The organism is Pseudodesulfovibrio alkaliphilus (genome assembly GCF_009729555.1).
In the GTDB taxonomy this organism is placed as follows: Bacteria; Desulfobacterota; Desulfovibrionia; order Desulfovibrionales; family Desulfovibrionaceae; genus Pseudodesulfovibrio; species Pseudodesulfovibrio alkaliphilus.
This window is the reverse complement of the sequence record NZ_WODC01000002.1, coordinates 107,021-125,525: the sequence shown is the minus strand read 5'-3', so window position 1 is coordinate 125,525 and position 18,505 is coordinate 107,021. Positions and strand designations below refer to the sequence as shown.

Sequence of the window (18,505 nt, the reverse complement as noted above, 5' to 3'; positions counted from 1 at the left end):
GCTTTCCCCCCGGACAAGAATGTGCTACCCGGCTGGAAACCTGCGCGGGAGGAACGCCATGGCGCTGATGCAGTGGGACGAGGCCATGTCCGTAGGGGTCGAGGAACTCGACGCCCAGCACAAAACACTCATTGACCTTATCAACCAGACATACGAAGCCATCGAGCGCCAGGACGAAAGCCAACTGCCCCGGCTGGTGGAGAAGATGGCCGCCTACGGCGAAACCCACTTCGCATCCGAGGAGCGGTTCATGCGAGAGAGCGGGTTTGCCGACCTTGAAGAGCACAAATTCCACCACGCCAGATTCAGGAGCACGGTGGACGACTTTCGACGCTCAGTGAAGAGCCGGACCGACCTGACCAGGATATTCGTTTTCCTGAGCCGTTGGCTCGCGGCGCACATCATGGAAGAGGACATGCGCTACGCCCCCCATGCCCGTGGCCGGTGAGGGAGCGTCACATCAAGCCTGTCGCGGCGTGGAGTCATTCCCCCCTGGCGGTATAGAAGGCTGCGGCAAAGGTCTCCATGACCTCGTCGATATCTTCCAGAACCTCCTTGCGCAGATCCAGATGGGTGGGGGCAACACCCATGGTCGCCGTGTCCCAGTAAACCTGACGCGGCGGGATGCCAAACTCGAAATCCAGATGATAGACATTGAGCCCGCTCTCGGTGTGCATGCTCATTATTTTCATGATGATATAGCCGACGTTGGCTGGCTCATATCCCGCAGCCGGATAGTTTTCCACCACGGCTCCGTCGTTCACCACCATGCCACGCATGTTTCTGACAAAGGCATTGACGGCGTAGGAACGCAGTTCCGCAGGCTCCAGGCCTCCGCCGGCCACGTCCACCAGAACCGTAATGTCGTCGAGAATGCGGATGGCCGCGAATTTCGCACCCATGTCCGCCCGCGCCGGAACCGCTGTCGCGGCCAGCAGGATTGCAAGAATTGTTACCGTCAATGTCCGACGCATATGCACCTCGCAGGATAATGGGGGGGGGTTGATGACATCCTCAACCATATGCACGAACCGGACACCACTGTAAAGGCCGCCAAACACGAAAGGCCCGGAACTTTCATTCCGGGCCTGAACATCGCGGTGGTGGGCTATGCAGGATTCGAACCTGCGACCTCTTGCTCCGGAGGCAAGCACTCTATCCATCTGAGCTAATAGCCCACGGGAACGAAGTAGCTATACCCCGCGCCGTCCTTTGTCAAGAACACTTGTCGACGCCGCGCAAACCGGCTGCCAACTGGCGGAGAGAAGCGTGGCATCACTGCTATCGCCTTTCCCCTTGCGCAAATGTCTAAAAAAAGTCTATATGGAGTGAAATGATGACGGGATTGCGCCCGCCTGTCCTTTGGAGCGCCCTTGGATACAAGCGGAGCACAACGGGCAGCGACAGGAATGCTTCCAACAAATGCACCTATGGAAACAATGGATAAAAAACGAATCATCCTCGCCGTGACCGGCGCCAGCGGCGCTCCCTACGCCGCCGAACTGGCAGGCGAGCTCGGCCACCGTGACGACATTGAGCTGCACCTCGTCATCTCCGCGGCCGCCCGACGGGTCATGGCCCTTGAGTCCGACGATGCTCCCGGGACCCTCGAAGCCATGGCCCACGCCGTGCATCACCCGGATGACATAGCAGCCCCCCCGGCCAGCGGCTCGTGGAGGCACCAGGGCATGATCATCTGCCCCTGCTCCATGGCCACCCTGGCCGCTGTGGCCACCGGGGTGGGCGACTCACTCATCCACCGGGCGGCGGATGTCACCCTCAAGGAACGCCGCAGGCTCGTACTCGTCACCCGCGAGACGCCCCTGAGCGCCATCCACCTGCAAAACATGCTCGCCGCAGACCGGGCCGGAGCCGTGGTCATGCCCGCCAGTCCGGGATTCTACCACCGACCGCAAACCATCAAGGATCTGACCGCCCATCTGGCTGGCCGGGTGCTTGATCAATTGGACATTCCCCATGCGCTCCATGCCCGCTGGGGCGAATGAGCGGGGGCAAAGAGCAACCACAGGCCGATACGCAGCCGCCAATGACGGACGCCGCGCGTATGCGCCCGCCCGCGACTGCCCGGTCGGCCCCGAGGAGGGAAAGTATGGAGATCACCTGGTTCGGCCATGCGAATTTCAGGATCAGGACCAAAGACGCCACGGCCCTGATCGATCCGTTCTTCGTGGGAAATCCGGCCTCGCCCGCCACCTACAAGGACATCGAACGCTGCGACCTCATTCTCGTCACCCACGACCATAACGATCATGTGGGACAGACCCTGGAACTGGCCGTGCGCCACGATGCCGAGGTGGTGGCCATCTTCGACGTGATCCAGAGCCTCATTGCCCAGGGACTGCCCGAGCACCTCGGGGTGGGCATGAACATCGGCGGCACCGTCAGCCGGCTCGGGTGGTCCATAAAGATGGTCCAGGCCATGCACTCGTCCAGCCACGGGGCGGCCGCTGGATTCATCATCACCCTGCCCGACTCCACCTGCCTCTACAACTCGGGCGATACCGGCCTCTTCGGCGACATGGAGTTGTTCGGCAAGCTCCACGACATCGACATAGCCATGCTGCCCGTGGGCGGGCGCTTCACCATGGACGCAACCCAGGCGGCCTACGCCTGTTCCCTGCTCCGCTGCCGCCGGGTCATCCCCCAGCACTGGGGCACCTGGCCCATCCTGGCCCAGAACACCACGGCCCTGGCCGAGCAACTCATGCTGCTCTCGCCCGAGACCCGGCTTGTGGAGCTTGAGATAGGCACGCCCACCGAGATTTGAGGCGGCAAACGCCCCGGCCGCTGCCCGGCCTACCGGCGCGATACGGCCATCTTTTGCAGGGCCGCATGGATAAGCGCCGCCTTTTTCCCCCCAATGCCCGGCAGCGAGCGGATCTCCTGCGGGTCCGCGGCCAGCATGGCTTCCAGCGACTCGAATCGGTCCCAGAGAATCCGCGCCGTCCTGGGTCCGATACCCGGCAGCGAGGTCAACTCGCTCTCAAGCACCGCCTTCTTACGCGCCCGGCGCTGTCTGCCCAGTACGAAACGGTGGGCCGTGTCCCGCACTTTTTGCAGGAAAAGCAGCTCGACGCTGCCCGGGGCAAGGGGCATGGGGTTTTTCCGACCCGGCCGGAAGACCACATCCTCCAGCTCCCCTGCCCGACGCGACGGCCCCTTGGCAATGGCCGCCAGCTGCCAACACACGTCCTCCACGCACTCGCCCAAGGCGCGTTCCACGGCCGCCAGCTGCCCCCGGCCGCCGTCGATAAGCACCAGGTCTGGCCACGGCGGGCCGGACTCCACCCGCCTGCGCGTCCAGGCGGCCAGGGCCGCATAGTCGTCACCGGAACCGTCCAGCTCAGGGAAGGCATAGAGACGCGAGGCGTCCCGGTTCCGCTGGCCCGACTCGAAGACCACCTGCCCCACGCGCATGTCGCGCCCGCCCAGGTGCGAGGCATCCACACATTCGATGCGCTCCGGCTCGGTTGGCAGGTTGAGCACCCGGGCCAGCCGTGCCGAGATGGTGTCGCGCCGCGCCCGGGCCTGACGGGCAACATCGCGGGCCAGCTCGACCAGCCTCTTCTCCTGGATCGTCCTTGGCGCGGCCAGTCGCACCGCACCGCCCCGCCGCTCGGCCAGCACCTCGGCCACCAGTGCGTCGTCCAGCTCGCGGGGCAGGACGATCAACGGCGGGATGAACCGCATCGCGCCGTAAAACTGCGTCAGAAAACTGCGGACCACCTCGTCCCCCTCGTCCAGGGTCAATCCGGGCCAATGGAAATGCTTCTCGTCCAGAAGCCGGCCCTGCCGCACGAAAAGCAGCCCGAGCCCGAGCCCTCCCTCCACTTCGGCCAGACCGAGCACGTCGCGGTCACGATTGTCCTGGCACACGGCCACCTGCCCTTCCACGGTCTGGCGCACCGCCCTGATCTGGTCGCGCAGTCGGGCCGCCCGCTCATACTCCATGGCCGTGGCGGCCTCGGCCATGCGCCGCTCCAGGGAGACGATCAATTCTCCCGACTTGCCCGAAAGCAGCATCTCCACCCGGCGGACCATGTCCATATAGACATCCCGGTCCACGTCAAGGACACACGGCCCAAGACACTGATGCAGATGATGATACAGACACGGCCTGACCCGGTTGCGGAAGACATGGTCAGAACACTTGCGCAGGGGGAAAACCTTGCCCAGCAGCTTCCAGGTGGCCTTTGCCGCCGCGCCCGAGGTGAACGGACCAAAATAGACCGAGCCGTCTCGCACCACCTTGCGGGTGATGGCCAGCCGGGGATACTCGGACCGCCTGTCGAGGCGGAAGAGGACATACTGCTTGTCGTCCTTGAGGACCACGTTGTAACGAGGCCGGTGCTTCTTGATCAGCCCCTCTTCCAGCAGAAGCGCCTCCTTCTCCGTTCCCGTCAGCAGCACGTCCACTGAGCGCACCCGGCCCAACAGCGCCCGGGTCTTGGGCGTCAACCCGGTGCTTTTCTGAAAATACGAGGCCAGCCTGCGCCTGAGCCGCTTGGCCTTGCCCACATATATGATCCGGCCGCCCGCGTTCTTCATCAGATACACGCCCGGCGAATCAGGATAGTCGGCGGCAAAAAATTTGAACCCTTCAGACTCGGACATGTGGTTTTTTTTCGACTCCCATTGAACTTTTGGCCACCTTACCCCAGGCAACCCCACAGGTCAGCACAATTTGTGAAATCTAAATAAGCTAACAACAACAAATACTTGCGACAAAAAGGAAACAACAACAAAGTCCGTCGGAACAGCAGGTAAAAAAATTTTTACCCAAGTGGTGTTTTTTGCTCGAAACCCCTTGCCAAAACCCTCCCGGATGCGCTAGAAGGAGTGCCAGTTACGGTGTTCACTTGGGTTAACCGCAAAAAAGGAAGAAAACAATGAAACGTCTTATCATCCTCGCCGTGCTGTGCGCCTTCGTGCTCAGCGCTGCCGTGGCCTCCGCCGCCGACATCAAGGCGTCCGGCGCCTGGGTCGTTGAGGCCAACTGGAATTCCAACTGGGACTTCAAGACCAAAAGCGGCGCTAACAGCGAAGACCGCGAAAAATCCGCCTTCGGTGTCCACCAGCGCCTCACCAACACCTTCCAGTTCATCGCCAACGAGAACCTGAAGGGTGTCCTCCAGACCCGTTACGGCACCCAGAACTGGGGCGCCAGAAGCTTTGCCGTTGGCGCTGGCGATTCCCGCTCCAACAGCGCGACCAGCAACCGCATCACCGTGCGTCAGGCCTACATCGACTTCAACTGGCCCGACACCACCGTGCATGTCCGCGCCGGTTACCACGGCGTGTCCATGCCCGCGGCCTTTGGCGGCGGCTCCATGATCCTGGACGAAGAGATCGGCGCTGTCGTCGTCTCCGGCGCCTTCACCGACAACGTCGGCTACCTGGTCGGTTACGCCCGTGCTGCTGACGGTTATGACTTCAACGGCGTTGCTGCTCCTGCTGTTAACAACGACACCAAGAATTACATCGACGCCTACGTCGCCGCCCTGCCGCTGAGCTTCGAAGGCTTCTCCTTCGCTCCCTTCGGCGTGTACGCCCCGATCGGAAAAGGCGTCACTGCAGCGACTGCGACCGGCGGTCTGAACCACGCTGGCCTCAGCGGGCGGAACGCAACAAACCAAGCTGGCAAGGACTTTGACAACGCTTACTGGCTCGGCGCTGCCTTCACCATGGACCTGTTCGATCCCTTCGTCCTGAAGGCCGACGTGAACTATGGTAAGGTTTCCTCCAAGGAAGAGCAGAACAGGCGTTCCGGTTGGCTGTTCGACGCCGCCCTGGAATACAAGGGTTTTGACTTCATGACCCCCGAACTGTTCTTCGTCTACACCTCTGGTGACAAGAGGAACGGCAACGCTTCCGAAGCTGGCAAGTCCAACCGCATGCCCATGCTGGCCGCCTCCAACTGGGCCATCGGCTCCTTCTTCTTCGGCGGCGACCGTCTCCTGGCCGGTTCCATCGAGGAAAGGAACAACTACCTGGGCTTCTGGGCCCTGGGCCTCTCCCTGAAGGACATCCAGTCCTTTGCCGAGGGTCTGACCCACGACGCGCACATCATCTACGCCAAGGGTACCAACAGGACTGGCTACGACTATTACACCTACGGTCGCACCCTGACCGATAAGGACTCCCTGTTCGAAGTGGACTTCAACACCGCCTACAAGCTGTACGACGAGCTGACCCTGTCCCTGGATCTCGGTTACCTCAACCTGAGCACCAAGGAAAGCCGCTTTAATAACACCGCGGGCTACAAGGGCGGCGATGCCTGGAAGATCAGCACCGGCATCCTCTACAGCTTCTAGTCTGAAGCGCTTGGCATAACGCCAAACCAACCCAAGTGACACCTGGGGCCGGGGAGTGCAAACCCCGGCCCCTTTTTTGTTGCCCGGCTTCCGTCGCCATCAGTGCGCCCCTCCCCTGACTTCTTGCGCTCGACTTTTCAGGCCCGGTCGGCTATATCCTTGTCCCTTGACAGACAAAGCCGCCCCCGGTGCGGGCCGCTGCCCAAAGCCATCACATGAGGTCTTCATGCCGTGCAGAACCATTGAATACGCCAGCCCGCAGGACTGGGCCGACATCGCCGACTGGCTCGACCGGCGCAAGGACCCGGACACGAAAGTGGACACCCTTGTCCGGGACATCCTCGCTGAGGTGAAGAAGCGGGGTGACGACGCCCTGGTTGACTTCACCCGCAAGTTCGACTGCCCGGATTTCGCCCCCTCCCGCCTGCGCGTCCCGCCAGAAGCCATTACCGCGGCCCTGGATCGGCTGCCCGAAAGCGATGTGGCCATCCTGAAGGAATCCATCGCCCGGGTGCGCGACTTCCACGCCAACCAGAAGGAAAAATCCTGGTGGACCGCCAGCCCGGACGGCACGGTGCTGGGCCAGATGGTGCGCCCGGTGGACCGGGTGGGCCTCTATGTGCCCGGCGGCCAGGGCGGCGAAACCCCGCTCATCTCCAGCCTGATCATGAACGCGGTCCCGGCCCAGGTGGCCGGGGTGGCATCCATCGCCGTGACCTCTCCGCCCCGCGCCGACGCCACGCTCAATCCCTACATTCTGGGCACCGCCGCCCTGCTGGGCATTGATGAAATCCATCTGGCCGGTTCGGCCTGGGCCATCGGGGCCCTGGCATACGGAACCCGGACCATCGCCCCGTGCGACGTGCTGGCCGGGCCGGGCAACATCTTCGTGGCCACGGCCAAATCCCAGCTCATTGGACAGGTGGGCATCGACATGGTGGCCGGCCCCAGCGAGATCGTCATCCTGGCCGATGCCACCGCCAACCCCGCATGGCTGGCGGCCGACATGCTCTCCCAGGCCGAACACGACCCCCTGGCCGCCTCCATCCTGGTCACGCAGGACACGGCTCTGGCCGCGGCGGTGGGCCGGGAGCTTGTAACCCAGTGCGCCGACCTGCCACGCGGCGACATCGCGGCCAAGTCCCTGGAAGCCTGGGGCGCAGTGATCACCGTGCCTGACCTCGACACCGGCATTGATCTGGTCAACAGGCTGGCGGCCGAACACCTGGAGCTGGCCCTGGCCGATCCCTGGGCCGTGCTCGGCGCCATCCGACACGCCGGAGCCATCTTCATGGGCCACACCTCGCCCGAGCCGGTGGGCGACTACTTTGCCGGGCCAAACCACGTCCTGCCCACCCTGCGCACCGTGCGCTTTTCCTCAGCCCTGTCCGTGCAGAACTTCTGCAAAAAATCGAGCATCATCGCCACCACTCCGGGTTATGTGGCCGAACACGGGCACAAGATTGCCCGGCTGGCCCGCCTGGAAGGGCTCGAAGCCCACGCACGCAGCGTGGAATGCCGCACCAAGTAGTCATTACATTTAAGAGAGGGAGGAGCCATGCCCGCCGTTATGAAAACAGACTTCAAGGAATTTCCGTGCATCTCCCGGGGCAAGGTCCGTGACATCTACGAAATCGACGAAAAGACCCTGCTCATCGTGACCACGGACCGCATCTCGGCCTTCGACGTGGTCATGCCCGACCCCATCGAGGACAAGGGCAAGGTGCTCAACCAGATCACCCTGTTCTGGATGGACATGATGCGCGACCTGATGCCAAACCACATCATTGCCACGGACGTGAAGGAATTTCCCGAGCCCCTGCTCGCCCATGCAGAGGCCCTGCGCGGCCGCAGCGTGCTGGCCCGCCGGGCCAAACCCCTGCCCATTGAGTGCATCGTGCGCGGCTTCATCACCGGCTCGGGCTGGAAGGACTACCAGAAGACCGGACAGGTTTGCGGCCACGCCCTGCCCGCCGGGCTCAAGGAATCCGAGATGCTCGAAACCCCGCTCTTTACTCCGTCCACCAAGGCGGAACTGGGCGACCACGACGAGAACATCACCCTTGAACAGGCCGCAGGGCTCATCGGCGAAGAAATGATGCGCAAGGTCGAGGGGCTGGCCATCGCCATCTATTCCCGGGCCCGCGACTACGCACGCCAGCGCGGCATCCTCATCGCGGACACCAAGTTCGAATTTGGCATGGTCGATGATCAGCTCATTCTCATCGACGAGGTGCTGACCCCGGACTCGTCGCGGTTCTGGCCGATGGAGGGCTATGCGCCGGGCCGCTCCCAGCCCAGTTTCGACAAGCAGTATTTTCGCGACTGGCTGGAGGAAATCGGCTTCAACAAACAGCCGCCAGCCCCCTCCGTGCCGCCTCTCATCGCGTCGCGCACCCGGGAGAAATACATGGAAGCCTATGCCCTGCTCACTGGCGGCAGACTCGAACTCTAGGAGACGACCATGCCCGAATGGCTCCAACTCGTCGGTCTGGTCATCGTCGGCCTGGCCCTGGGACGCTTCCTGCGCGGAAAGTTCGGCGGCGGCTGAGGCCCCGGCACAAGCTGCGGCTGGAAGCCGCCTGCCAAGGACGCCAAGTCTGACACGGATGACCCCGACGCCAGGAAGTGATAGCCGGGGCGCCAAGCTTGACAGCGCCCGTGAATGCAACTATACATCCCCTCTTGCCTTGCTCTCCCCGCCGTTGGGGAGGGCCAACGACCAAAAGGAGTAACACAATGGCTACCAACTACGAGACGCTCGTGCTTCTCTCTCCCGAGTTGGCCGAGGAAAACAGGAAGGAAATCCTGGACCTCCTCACCACCGTCGTGGAGCGCGAAGGCGGCACCATGGTCGAAACCGACGACTGGGGTCTGCGCACCCTTGCCTATCCGGTCCAGAAACAGACTCGCGGTTATTACGTGCGTCTGGTCTACGACGCTTCCGGCAACCTGGTGGCGGAACTGGAACGCAACATCCGCATCACCGACGGCATCTTCAAGTTCATGACCGTCAAACTGGCTGCCTAGGAGGCTTCACCATGTCATTTCGCAAGAAATTCACTCCGAGGAAGAAGTTCTGCCGCTTCTGCGCGGATCAGGAGCTGCCTCTGGACTACAAGCGCCCCGACATTCTTCGTGATTTCGTGACCGAACGCGGCAAGATCATTGCCCGCCGCATCACAGGCACCTGCGCCAAACACCAGCGCCGGTTGACCAACGAAATCAAGCGCGCCCGTCAGATGGCCCTTCTGTTCTACACCACGGTTCACAGCTCCGATGTGAAGAAGCGGAGCTCCCTGTAGGAGGAGGACTGATGAAACTCATTTTACGCGCTGATGTCGACACCCTGGGTCGGCTCGGAGAAATTGTTACCGTCAAGGACGGCTATGGCCGCAACTACCTGATTCCGCAGGGACTTGCCAAGCCCGCCACCCCCGCCAACCTCAAGGCTTTCGAGCTTGAGCGCCGCAAACTTCAGGAAAACGCCGACTCCCTCCGGGCCCAGGCCCAGGGTCTGGCCGATCGCATCGCAGCCACCCCCATCTCCATCGAGGTGCGTGTGGGTGAGGGCGACAAGCTTTACGGCTCCGTCACCTCGGCCAATATCGGCGACGCCATGGAGGCCGCGGGCATCGACATCGACCGCCGCAAGATCATCCTGCCCGAGCCCATCCGCTCCCTGGGAGAATACGAGGTCGAGATCAAGCTCCACCCTGACGTGCGCGGCGAACTGAAGCTCTCCGTGGTCCGTCACGGCGCATCCTTCGTCGATGAACTGGAAGAGACCGCCCCTGTAGAGGCGGCCCAGGAACCCGATGCCGTCGCCGAAGACGTCGAAACAGCAGAGGCCTAAATCGGGCCAGCACGACACTCATTCGGAAGAGGCCCTTTCAAGGGCCTCTTCCGATCTCCTACGCAAACTCCCCCCGCAGAACCTCGAAGCTGAACAGGCCGTTATCGGCGGCGTGTTCCAGTCCAACACCATGTTCCACGAACTGGTGGATATTATCGACGCCGACGACTTCTACTCCCCGGCGCACCGGACCATCTTCCAGAGCTTCATCGAGCTGTACAACCGGCAAAAGCCCATTGATCTGGTCACGGTCAAGGACCAGCTGGAGTCCTCAGGCCACCTCGACACCGTGGGCGGCCCGGTCTATCTTTTCGAACTGGCGGACTCGGTGTTCAGCGCTGCCAATGCCCTGCACCACGCCAAGATTGTCCGGGACAAGGCGATCCTGCGCCGCCTCATCGACGCCTCAAGCTCCATCATCACCGACTGCTACGAGGCAGGCGACGTGGACGAACTGCTGGGCGAATCCGAAAAGCGCATCTTCCACATCGCCCAGGCCAAGGCCAACGCCAACCAGATTGACAGCAAGCGTCTGCTTGACCGCGTCTTTGAGGATCTGACCCGGAAATACGAGAACAAGTCGGCCATCACGGGCATCGCCACCCATTACCACACTTTTGACGCCATGACTGCCGGGCTCCAGAAGTCGGACCTGATCATCATGGCCGGACGGCCCTCCATGGGCAAGACCGCCTTTGCCCTCAACGTGGCCCTGCGCGCCGCGGCCCGTTCCGAGACCCCCACCGTCATCTTTTCCCTTGAAATGAGTATGGAGCAGCTCATGACCCGCCTACTGGCCGTCCAGGCCAAGGTGGGGCTCCAAAACCTGCGCACCGGCTATCTTGACGACCAGGACTGGCAGAAACTCTACGCCGCAGCCGACATCCTCTCCCAGGCGCCCATCTTCATTGACGACACGCCCGCCCTCTCGACCCTTGAGCTTCAGGCCCGTTGCCGCCGCCTCAAGGCCGAGCACAACCTGGGGCTGGTTATCGTGGACTACCTCCAGCTCATGCGGGCCAGCAACCGGACCGACTCACGCGAGCAGGAAATCTCCGAGATCTCGCGGAGCATGAAGGCCCTGGCCAAGGAGCTGAACCTGCCGGTCATCGCGCTTTCCCAGCTCAACCGCAAGGTGGAGGAACGCACGGACAAGCGGCCCATGATGGCCGACCTGCGCGAATCCGGCGCCATTGAGCAGGACGCGGACATCATCGTCTTCCTCTACCGCGATGCAGCCTACAACAAGAGCGAAGACAACCCGCTGAAAAACCACGCGGAAATCATCATCGCCAAGCAGCGCAACGGCCCGGTGGGCAAATGCGAACTCTTCTTCCAAAAGGAGTTCACCCTGTTCGAGAACATGGACGCCACTCCGTACCCCTCGGAACTCCCGGAAGGGATCTAACTCCAACCCAACTGAACGCGCATGTATTTCGATCCCGTTGAAGCCCTCGACCGCCCCGCTTTGGAACGCCTTCAGACCGAACGTCTGCGCCGGACCCTGGCAATCGCCGCCCGGTCCCCTTTCTATGGAGAGCGCCTGGCAGGGCTGAACATCGACGACATCAGGACCCCGGACGACATCACCTCGCTCCCCTTCACCACCAAGGACGACCTGCGCAGCCAGTATCCCTATGGCATGCTCACCCGCCCGCAGGAGGAGTTCGTCCGGCTGCACGCCTCGTCCGGCACAACCGGCACCCCCACCGCCATCTTCTACACCCAAGGCGATCTAGATGCCTGGGCAGACCTCATGGCCCGCTCCATGTACGCCTGCGGCTGCCGCAAGACAGATGTGCTCCAGAACATGTCCGGCTACGGTCTGTTCACCGGAGGCCTTGGTATTCACTACGGTTCCGAGCGCCTGGGAATGCTGACCATCCCCGCGGGTGCGGGCAACACCAAACGGCAGATCAAGCTCATCCGCGACTTCAAGGTCACGGTCATGCACATCATCCCCTCCTTCGCCCTCTACTTCGCCCAGAAGGTCCGCGAGGAAGGTTTCGATACGGCGGACATGCCCTGGCGCATCGCGCTCATCGGGGCCGAGCCCCATACCGAGGAGGCCCGGCGCAAAATCGAGGAGATGATGCACATCAAGGCCTACAACTCCTACGGCCTGTCAGAGATGAACGGCCCTGGCGTGGCTTTCGAGTGCGAACACCAGACGGGCATGCACCTGTGGGAAGACGCTTACATCGCCGAAATCATCAACCCCGAGACCGGCGAGCACGTTGCCGAGGGCGAGGTGGGCGAGTTGGTCATGACCACCCTGACCCGCGAGGGCATGCCCATCATCCGCTACCGCACCCGCGACCTGACCCGTTTCCTCCCCGGCCAGTGCGCCTGCGGGCGCACCCATCGCCGCATCGACCGCATTGCGGGCCGGGCCGACGACATGATCATCCTCAAGGGCGTCAATATCTATCCCATGCAGATCGAGCACTGCCTGATGGCCATGCCCGAAGTGGGCCAGAACTACCTCATTGAGCTGGTGACCGAAGGCGTGTCCGACCAGATGAAGGTCAAGGTGGAGATCAAGGACGAATTCTTCGTGGAAGACATGCGCTCCCTGCAGGCCCTGCAAAAACGCATCGCCAAGAATCTGTGCAACGAAATCCTGCTCACCCCGCGTGTGGAGCTGGTGCAGCACGACTCCATTCCCAAGACCGAAGGCAAGGCCGTGCGAGTGGTGGACAACCGCAGCAAGGAGTAACCTTGGCATACCTCTGGGCCACGCTGACCATCCTCCTGCTTCTGCTTTCCCAGATACTGCAACTCTTCAGCATGCCCGCCAACTGGGTGGCGCTGGGATTGGTGGCACTGTGGAAATGGGTCTACCCCGCTTCCATGGACTGGAGCTTCGTCATTGCCCTGGCCTTGGCCGCCGCCCTGGCCGAGGTGCTGGAATTCGGCCTCCAGGCATGGGGAGCGGGTCGCTACGGCGCCACAGGACGCGGCAACCTCGGCGGCATCGTCGGAGCCGTGGCCGGGGCGATCCTGGGGGCCCCCTTCCTCCTTGGTCTGGGCGCACTGGCCGGCGCTCTGGGTGGCGCCTATCTCGGCTGTCTGGTCATGGAAATGCCCGGCCGCAGCCGCCAGGAGGCCATGCACGCTGCAAAGGGCGCCTTTGTGGGAAAGGCCCTCGGCTTTACGGCCAAGACCGCTGTGGGCGCAGTCATCGTGGTCCTGTCCATCCCCCGCATCTGGCCCTGACGGCCTCTCTCACCCCTTTCTCTCAACGCAGCGGCAGGACGCCCGACAGCCGCTGCCGTGCCGCTTCATAGCCGTGATTGATGAGTTCTTCGGCCCGGTCAAAATCGATCAGCCGGCAAAGATTTCTGGGGATTTCAATAAGATGGTCAGGCGGATAGACCGCGATTTTCTGGCGGGCAATGGTTCCCTGCATGGCGTCAAAGGACTGGGAGAGCACGTCGTAGGCACCTATGTTGATGCCGCCCCCAACGCCGTTCCTGAACTTGTCAACCAGATCGGAAACCATGCCGGGGAGCAGAGAATGCCTGTCGTCGTCCCGGTCTGGCAGCCGCGCTCCCTTGACCGGCCTGCCGCAGAGGTTGACCGCAATGGTCACGTCCGTATTGTCGCTGAAGGTGGGGGCGATGGGTACCGGGTTGAGGATGCCGCCGTCGATCAGATCCGCGCCTTCATGCCGAAAAGGGGTGAAGATGAGCGGCAGGGAGATGGACGCCCGGATGGCGTCAAAAATGGGCCCCTTGCGGAACCACACTTCCTTGGCCTGGGAGATGTTGGAGGCCACGGCGGTATAGGAGACGGACAACTGCTCGATGCGGACGTTGCCCACCAAGGACTTCAGCGTCTCAATGAGCTTGGCCCCCTTAAAAAGCCCGGCCGTGCCCATGGAAAAGTCAAGCAGGGAAAGCATGGACGCCTTGGTGATCTTTCGCGCCCAGACCTCATACTCGTCGAGTTTGCCGATGGCATGGATGCCGCCCACCAGGGCCCCCATGGAGCTGCCGGAGATGGACCGGATATCGCAACCGTTGGCTTGGAGCCAGCGTATGACGCCGATGTGGGCCAACCCCCTGGCACCGCCACTGCCAAGGACCAGCGAAACCGTGGTCTTCTTCGTCATGTGTTCTTCTCCTTTGCTGACGCCGGGCCAGTATTCGCTCTCGGCCCCTGCCCGTCAAGTCATGCCCGCCGCGCCTTGCCTGAAATCATTTTTGACTTGCGCCACGTCCCCTTTTGGGCGACCTTGTGGGCCGTTCTCATGCTATCCATGAACCTCAAGCCCAACCGGGTGACGCAATGAACGCCGACCTTTTCCCCACCTATCGCGGCCGCATGGAGTACTTCTGCCTCGGCTGCGGCAAGCGGTATCCTGCCGACGAGCTGTACTACACCTGTCCCCGGTGCGGGGGCGTCTTCCTGCTCGACAACCTCGACTTCGCCGAGTTGAAGAAGACCTCGGGCAAAGAGTGGCGCAAAATATTCGACGCTCGGGCCGCGTCCAAGCGCACGGCGCTTCGCGGCGTGTTCCGCTTCTACGAGTTGATGGCCCCGGTGCTGGACGAGGAGGACGTTGTCTATCTGGGCGAGGGCAACACCCCAGTGGTCGAGTCGTCTCCGGCCCTCAACGCAGCCACCGGACTGCGTACAGCCTACAAGAACGATGGCCAGAACCCCTCGGCATCCTTCAAGGACCGGGGCATGGCCTGCGGTTTTTCCTACCTGCGCTCCCTGGTGCGCAAGCATGGCTGGGATTCCATCCTCACGGTTTGCGCCTCCACGGGCGACACCTCGGCGGCGGCGGCTCTCTATGCTTCCTACGTTGGTGGGGCCATCACCTCGGTGGTCATCCTGCCCCAGGGCAAGGTCACTGCGGCCCAACTGGCCCAGCCGTTGGGCTCCGGCGCGGTGGTGCTGGAGGTGCCCGGAGTCTTCGACGACTGCATGAAGGTGGTCGAGCATCTGGCCGACAACTACCGAGTTGCCCTGCTCAACTCCAAAAACGCCTGGCGCATCCTGGGCCAGGAGTCCTACGCCTTCGAGCTTGCCCAATGGTTCGACTGGGACCTGCGCGGCAAGTGCGTCTTCGTGCCCATCGGCAATGCGGGCAATATTACGGCCATCATGGCCGGTTTCCTCAAACTCCTGGAACTTGGCGTCATCGACACCCTGCCGCGCATCTTTGGTGTCCAATCGCACCACGCGGACCCGGTCTATCGCTATTACGCCGTTGACGATCCCGCCAAACGGCAGTTCACGCCAGTGACCGTGACCCCGTCCGTGGCCCAGGCGGCCATGATCGGCAATCCGGTCTCCTTCCCCCGGGTCAGGCATTTTGCGGAAAAATTCGAAGCTTCCGGCGGCAAGGATGCCTTCCAGGTCATCCAGGTGACCGAACAGCAAATCATGGACTCCATGATCCAGGCCAACCGCAACGGACACATCGCCTGCACCCAGGGCGGCGAATGTCTGGCCGGAGCCAAGCGCGCCCTTGAGCTGGGGCTGGTCTCGCCCGACGAGTTGTGCATACTCGACTCCACGGCCCACCAACTCAAGTTCGTGGATTTCCAGAACATGTATTTTGAAAACACCTTCCCTGCCGAGTTCGGGGTAACGCCAGACACAACCCTGTCCAACCGCCCAGCGCTGGTCGCCTCGCCCGAGGACAAGGCCCGGCTCTCTCCCGAGGATTTCACCCGGACCACGGCAGACGCCATTGTCAAACGCCTGGGGTTGGAAAAGAAATAGGCCCGGTCATGCCCAAGAAATTCCGCGCCGATCATCTGCTGGCTGCGTCGGGGCTGGTGGAAAGCCGCGAGAAGGCCAAGCGGTTGATCATGGCTGGTTCGGTCCACCATCTGGATCGTGGGCAGAAGGTGCCCGTAACCAAGCCCGGCCAGCAATTCCACGAAGACGCGGAATTTGTGGTGCCCGGCGACGAGCGTTTTGTATCCCGAGGAGCGCACAAGCTGCTCTCGGCCATTGAGGCGTTTGCCATCGACTTCACGGGCAAGGTGGCCCTGGACGCGGGTGCTTCCACTGGCGGCTTTACCGACTGCATGTTGCAGCACGGAGCGACACGGGTATATGCGGCCGACGTGGGCTACGGCCAGCTTCACGAAAAGCTGCGCCGGGACGAACGGGTGATCAACCTGGAACGAACGAACCTGCGCCACGCAGGGCCTGACCTGATCCCGGAGCCAGTGGATGTGGTGGTGGCCGATGTCTCCTTCATATCTCTGACCAAGGTACTGCCCGCGTGTATGCAGTTTCTGCGGACAGGCGGCGAAGTGGTGGCGCTGATCAAGCCCCAGTTCGAGGTAGGGCCGGGCCAGACCGACAAGGGCGTGGTGCGCGACCAGTCGCTCCGGCAGCAGACCGTGGACATGGTCACCGGATTCTGCCGCGACGAACTGGAGCTTGAGCTGATCGGCGTCACCCCGTCGCGCCTCCTCGGCCCCAAGGGCAACCAGGAGTACCTCGCCTACCTGAAAAGGCTTGCCTGACCTTTTTACCCGGCGTAAACCTCACCTGTCCCTACTCTTTCAATCCATCGGGGAAGACAATGCTCCAGGGGCTCATCTATGCGGTCATCTCGGCCGCCGCCTTCGGTTCACTGGCAGTGCTGGTCAAGCTCGGCTACGACGCAGGCCTTTCAGGCGCCGAGATGATGCAGTACCGCTTCACCATCGCCGCCCTCATTCTGGGTCTGATCCTGCTTGTGCGCGACAGGTCGCTGCTGGCCATCTCCCGGACCGGGCTGGCCTGGTGCGCCCTGATCGGCATGGTCATCTACTGGCTCCAGACATCCTGCTTTGTCCGGGCGCTGGAGACCATTCCCGCCTCCACCGCAGCCCTGATCCTCTACTTCTACCCGGTGACCGTAACCCTCCTCTCGGCCCTGATTTTCCGAACAAAACTCGCCCGGGTGGTGTTTGGCTCCCTGGCTCTGGTGGTTGCCGGATGCTGCCTTGTCTTTTACGACGCCTTCCTCAAGGAAGCGGACCCCACCGGACTGCTCTACGCCGTGGGGGCCATGTGTTTTTTCACCTGCTATCTCATGGTGGTGCAGCGGGCGCTGCGCAATATCAAACCCCTCACGGCGACCTTTTACGTCATGCTGTTTGCCGGGGTTTCCTTCACTCTGTCGGGCGATCCCGGAGCATGGCTCACACCCACCTGGGAACGGATGGCCTTTGGCCTTTCCCTGGGCGTGGTGCCCGGCGTGGTGGCCGTGGCTTTCCTCTACATGGCAGTGGAAAAGGTGGGCAGCGCCTACGCCTCGATCTTCTCATCCATCGAACCAGTGGTCACTCTGGCCGGAGCCGCACTCCTGCTCGACGAGAACGTGGTCCTGCTCCAGATCGGCGGCACGGTCCTGATCATCGCGGGCGTGGTCATCCCCAATCTGCGGGCACTGGCGCTTCGGCGACAGGTCAATGCTCCGGCGAGACGCCCCTAACCCTCTTGGGCCCGGATGTCCATGAACCGGGCCAGCAACTTGAGGTGCGCCCGCTCCTCCCGTGCCAGGGTTCCGAAAACCTCCCTGGCCTCTGGGTTTTCGGCCCGCCTGGAACAACGCAGGTAGTAGTCCAGCGCCTGGGCCTCAACCATGGAGGCGAACTGGAGCACTCCCTGGTCCTCGTCAAAGGTGTCGCCCAGGGCGTCAAGGTAATGCTGGATGGAGACGCCGCCTTCGCTGACGCCGCCAGGATCGGCCAGGGCCACCTCCTCAAACAGGCGGCGATCCATGGGTTCGCCCATGATCTCCCGATAGTGGCCAAACAGGACATCCATATGCTGATCCTCGAATCCGGCCAGTTCCATGAACAGCTCGATGCGCTCCAGGGTCTCGGCCAGATCGGCGCGCAATAAATAGAATTCCTGGAGCCTGTGCTCCATGGCATATGCCTTGAGAACCACCTCCTGCGGGGTTTCCCGCCCCGAAAACTCGATCACTCCGAACTCCACAGGACCAAACGCCGTATCCCCGCGCCAGGCCATGACCCCTCCGTGCATGGAAAACACCTCGGCAAATCCCTCGCCATCCAGAAGCGAAGCCGCTGCGGCGCTCCGGCCACCGGCCAGACAGTAGGTGATGACAGGCTTGTCGCGATCAAGTTCCCCCAACCTGTCGAGGAGCTCGGAAAGAGGGATATGCAGCGCACCGGGCAAATGGAATTCCCCGTATTCCCAGGCCTGCCGGACATCAAGCAGGGTGTAGGCATCAGGCGGGCGGCTCTCGGTAAACGTCCTGGCCTCGTCAACACTCATCAGCTTCATGGCTCTGGTCATGGCTCCCCCGGTGGTGGATGTCGAG

At 62.4% G+C, this 18,505-nt stretch carries 19 protein-coding genes and 1 tRNA gene; 15 read left to right on the top strand and 5 right to left on the bottom strand.

The genetic code is table 11. The features are described from left to right. Positions 1 to 58 precede the first annotated feature (58 nt). Positions 59 to 448: a bacteriohemerythrin gene (locus tag GKC30_RS04270; RefSeq protein ID WP_155932497.1), complete on the top strand. Its 390-nt coding sequence runs from the start codon at positions 59 to 61 to the stop codon at positions 446 to 448. Positions 449 to 482: 34 nt separating this feature from the next. On the opposite strand, the gene GKC30_RS04265 is transcribed toward GKC30_RS04270, so the two are convergent. Beyond that, complete coding sequence (locus GKC30_RS04265; protein ID WP_155932496.1) at positions 483 to 974, bottom strand: hypothetical protein; 492 nt, start codon at positions 972 to 974, stop codon at positions 483 to 485. 127 nt (positions 975 to 1,101) lie between these two features. Next, positions 1,102 to 1,178: transfer RNA gene (locus GKC30_RS04260), tRNA-Arg, on the bottom strand. Between the two features lie 261 nt (positions 1,179 to 1,439). On the opposite strand from GKC30_RS04260, the gene GKC30_RS04255 reads away from it, so the two are divergent. After that, entirely contained in the window at positions 1,440 to 2,006 is a 567-nt protein-coding gene (locus GKC30_RS04255) for a UbiX family flavin prenyltransferase (protein ID WP_155932495.1), read from the top strand. A 104-nt stretch (positions 2,007 to 2,110) separates the two neighbouring features. Beyond that, positions 2,111 to 2,788: a metal-dependent hydrolase gene (locus GKC30_RS04250; RefSeq protein ID WP_155932494.1), complete on the top strand. Its 678-nt coding sequence runs from the start codon at positions 2,111 to 2,113 to the stop codon at positions 2,786 to 2,788. Positions 2,789 to 2,817: 29 nt separating this feature from the next. Here the strand turns inward: GKC30_RS04250 and uvrC are convergent, their stop codons facing one another. Next, positions 2,818 to 4,635: an excinuclease ABC subunit UvrC gene (gene uvrC / locus GKC30_RS04245; RefSeq protein ID WP_155932493.1), complete on the bottom strand. Its 1,818-nt coding sequence runs from the start codon at positions 4,633 to 4,635 to the stop codon at positions 2,818 to 2,820. Between the two features lie 275 nt (positions 4,636 to 4,910). Between uvrC and GKC30_RS04240 the strand changes: the two genes are divergently transcribed. The 9 genes from GKC30_RS04240 (at position 4,911) to GKC30_RS04200 (ending at position 13,410) form a co-directional block, all read left to right on the top strand. After that, complete coding sequence (locus GKC30_RS04240; protein WP_155932492.1) at positions 4,911 to 6,335, top strand: outer membrane homotrimeric porin; 1,425 nt, start codon at positions 4,911 to 4,913, stop codon at positions 6,333 to 6,335. A 226-nt stretch (positions 6,336 to 6,561) separates the two neighbouring features. After that, complete coding sequence (gene hisD / locus GKC30_RS04235) at positions 6,562 to 7,866, top strand: histidinol dehydrogenase (RefSeq protein ID WP_155932491.1); 1,305 nt, start codon at positions 6,562 to 6,564, stop codon at positions 7,864 to 7,866. Positions 7,867 to 7,893: 27 nt separating this feature from the next. Continuing rightward, entirely contained in the window at positions 7,894 to 8,790 is an 897-nt protein-coding gene (locus GKC30_RS04230) for a phosphoribosylaminoimidazolesuccinocarboxamide synthase (protein WP_155932490.1), read from the top strand. 284 nt (positions 8,791 to 9,074) lie between these two features. After that, on the top strand, positions 9,075 to 9,365 hold the full coding sequence (gene rpsF / locus GKC30_RS04225; RefSeq protein WP_155932489.1) for a 30S ribosomal protein S6: 291 nt from the start codon (positions 9,075 to 9,077) through the stop codon (positions 9,363 to 9,365). 11 nt (positions 9,366 to 9,376) lie between these two features. After that, on the top strand, positions 9,377 to 9,640 hold the full coding sequence (rpsR, locus tag GKC30_RS04220; RefSeq protein WP_155932488.1) for a 30S ribosomal protein S18: 264 nt from the start codon (positions 9,377 to 9,379) through the stop codon (positions 9,638 to 9,640). A gap of 11 nt (positions 9,641 to 9,651) precedes the next feature. After that, the gene (gene rplI, locus GKC30_RS04215; RefSeq protein ID WP_155932487.1) at positions 9,652 to 10,191 is read left to right on the top strand and encodes a 50S ribosomal protein L9; all 540 of its coding nucleotides are present in this window, start codon (positions 9,652 to 9,654) and stop codon (positions 10,189 to 10,191) included. After that, complete coding sequence (gene dnaB / locus GKC30_RS04210; protein WP_155932486.1) at positions 10,154 to 11,599, top strand: replicative DNA helicase; 1,446 nt, start codon at positions 10,154 to 10,156, stop codon at positions 11,597 to 11,599. Before rplI ends, dnaB begins: the two co-directional genes overlap by 38 nt. Positions 11,600 to 11,620: 21 nt before the next feature. After that, positions 11,621 to 12,910, top strand: coding sequence for a phenylacetate--CoA ligase family protein (locus tag GKC30_RS04205; RefSeq protein WP_155932485.1), 1,290 nt, complete (start codon positions 11,621 to 11,623; stop codon positions 12,908 to 12,910). A 2-nt stretch (positions 12,911 to 12,912) separates the two neighbouring features. Further along, positions 12,913 to 13,410: a DUF456 domain-containing protein gene (locus tag GKC30_RS04200; protein WP_155932484.1), complete on the top strand. Its 498-nt coding sequence runs from the start codon at positions 12,913 to 12,915 to the stop codon at positions 13,408 to 13,410. A 22-nt stretch (positions 13,411 to 13,432) separates the two neighbouring features. Here the strand turns inward: GKC30_RS04200 and GKC30_RS04195 are convergent, their stop codons facing one another. Further along, positions 13,433 to 14,308, bottom strand: a complete 876-nt coding sequence (locus GKC30_RS04195; RefSeq protein WP_155932483.1) for a patatin-like phospholipase family protein — start codon at positions 14,306 to 14,308, stop codon at positions 13,433 to 13,435. Positions 14,309 to 14,484: 176 nt separating this feature from the next. Between GKC30_RS04195 and thrC the strand changes: the two genes are divergently transcribed. The 3 genes from thrC to GKC30_RS04180 are packed head-to-tail and all read left to right on the top strand — an operon-like array spanning position 14,485 to position 17,647. Continuing rightward, entirely contained in the window at positions 14,485 to 15,933 is a 1,449-nt protein-coding gene (gene thrC, locus GKC30_RS04190; protein WP_155932482.1) for a threonine synthase, read from the top strand. Positions 15,934 to 15,941: 8 nt separating this feature from the next. Beyond that, positions 15,942 to 16,691 (top strand): TlyA family RNA methyltransferase, encoded by a 750-nt coding sequence (locus GKC30_RS04185; RefSeq protein ID WP_155932481.1) that lies wholly within the window; start codon positions 15,942 to 15,944, stop codon positions 16,689 to 16,691. Positions 16,692 to 16,750: 59 nt separating this feature from the next. After that, positions 16,751 to 17,647, top strand: coding sequence for a DMT family transporter (locus GKC30_RS04180; RefSeq protein WP_155932480.1), 897 nt, complete (start codon positions 16,751 to 16,753; stop codon positions 17,645 to 17,647). Here GKC30_RS04180 and GKC30_RS04175 read toward each other — a convergent pair. Then, the gene (locus tag GKC30_RS04175) at positions 17,644 to 18,480 is read right to left on the bottom strand and encodes a rhodanese-like domain-containing protein (protein ID WP_155932479.1); all 837 of its coding nucleotides are present in this window, start codon (positions 18,478 to 18,480) and stop codon (positions 17,644 to 17,646) included. The two genes, GKC30_RS04180 and GKC30_RS04175, sit on opposite strands and share 4 nt — an antisense overlap. Positions 18,481 to 18,505 lie beyond the last annotated feature (25 nt).

Coding starts and splice junctions, on each gene's coding strand:
- thrC (WP_155932482.1), top strand. CDS start 14,485: ATGAACGCCGACCTTTTCCCCACCTATCGCGGCCGCATGGAGTACTTC.
- GKC30_RS04265 (WP_155932496.1), bottom strand. CDS start 974: ATGCGTCGGACATTGACGGTAACAATTCTTGCAATCCTGCTGGCCGCG.
- rpsR (WP_155932488.1), top strand. CDS start 9,377: ATGTCATTTCGCAAGAAATTCACTCCGAGGAAGAAGTTCTGCCGCTTC.
- uvrC (WP_155932493.1), bottom strand. CDS start 4,635: ATGTCCGAGTCTGAAGGGTTCAAATTTTTTGCCGCCGACTATCCTGAT.
- rplI (WP_155932487.1), top strand. CDS start 9,652: ATGAAACTCATTTTACGCGCTGATGTCGACACCCTGGGTCGGCTCGGA.
- GKC30_RS04240 (WP_155932492.1), top strand. CDS start 4,911: ATGAAACGTCTTATCATCCTCGCCGTGCTGTGCGCCTTCGTGCTCAGC.
- rpsF (WP_155932489.1), top strand. CDS start 9,075: ATGGCTACCAACTACGAGACGCTCGTGCTTCTCTCTCCCGAGTTGGCC.
- GKC30_RS04270 (WP_155932497.1), top strand. CDS start 59: ATGGCGCTGATGCAGTGGGACGAGGCCATGTCCGTAGGGGTCGAGGAA.
- dnaB (WP_155932486.1), top strand. CDS start 10,154: ATGCCGTCGCCGAAGACGTCGAAACAGCAGAGGCCTAAATCGGGCCAG.
- GKC30_RS04185 (WP_155932481.1), top strand. CDS start 15,942: ATGCCCAAGAAATTCCGCGCCGATCATCTGCTGGCTGCGTCGGGGCTG.
- GKC30_RS04255 (WP_155932495.1), top strand. CDS start 1,440: ATGGATAAAAAACGAATCATCCTCGCCGTGACCGGCGCCAGCGGCGCT.
- GKC30_RS04175 (WP_155932479.1), bottom strand. CDS start 18,480: ATGACCAGAGCCATGAAGCTGATGAGTGTTGACGAGGCCAGGACGTTT.
- GKC30_RS04195 (WP_155932483.1), bottom strand. CDS start 14,308: ATGACGAAGAAGACCACGGTTTCGCTGGTCCTTGGCAGTGGCGGTGCC.
- GKC30_RS04205 (WP_155932485.1), top strand. CDS start 11,621: ATGTATTTCGATCCCGTTGAAGCCCTCGACCGCCCCGCTTTGGAACGC.
- GKC30_RS04180 (WP_155932480.1), top strand. CDS start 16,751: ATGCTCCAGGGGCTCATCTATGCGGTCATCTCGGCCGCCGCCTTCGGT.
- GKC30_RS04250 (WP_155932494.1), top strand. CDS start 2,111: ATGGAGATCACCTGGTTCGGCCATGCGAATTTCAGGATCAGGACCAAA.
- GKC30_RS04230 (WP_155932490.1), top strand. CDS start 7,894: ATGCCCGCCGTTATGAAAACAGACTTCAAGGAATTTCCGTGCATCTCC.
- hisD (WP_155932491.1), top strand. CDS start 6,562: ATGCCGTGCAGAACCATTGAATACGCCAGCCCGCAGGACTGGGCCGAC.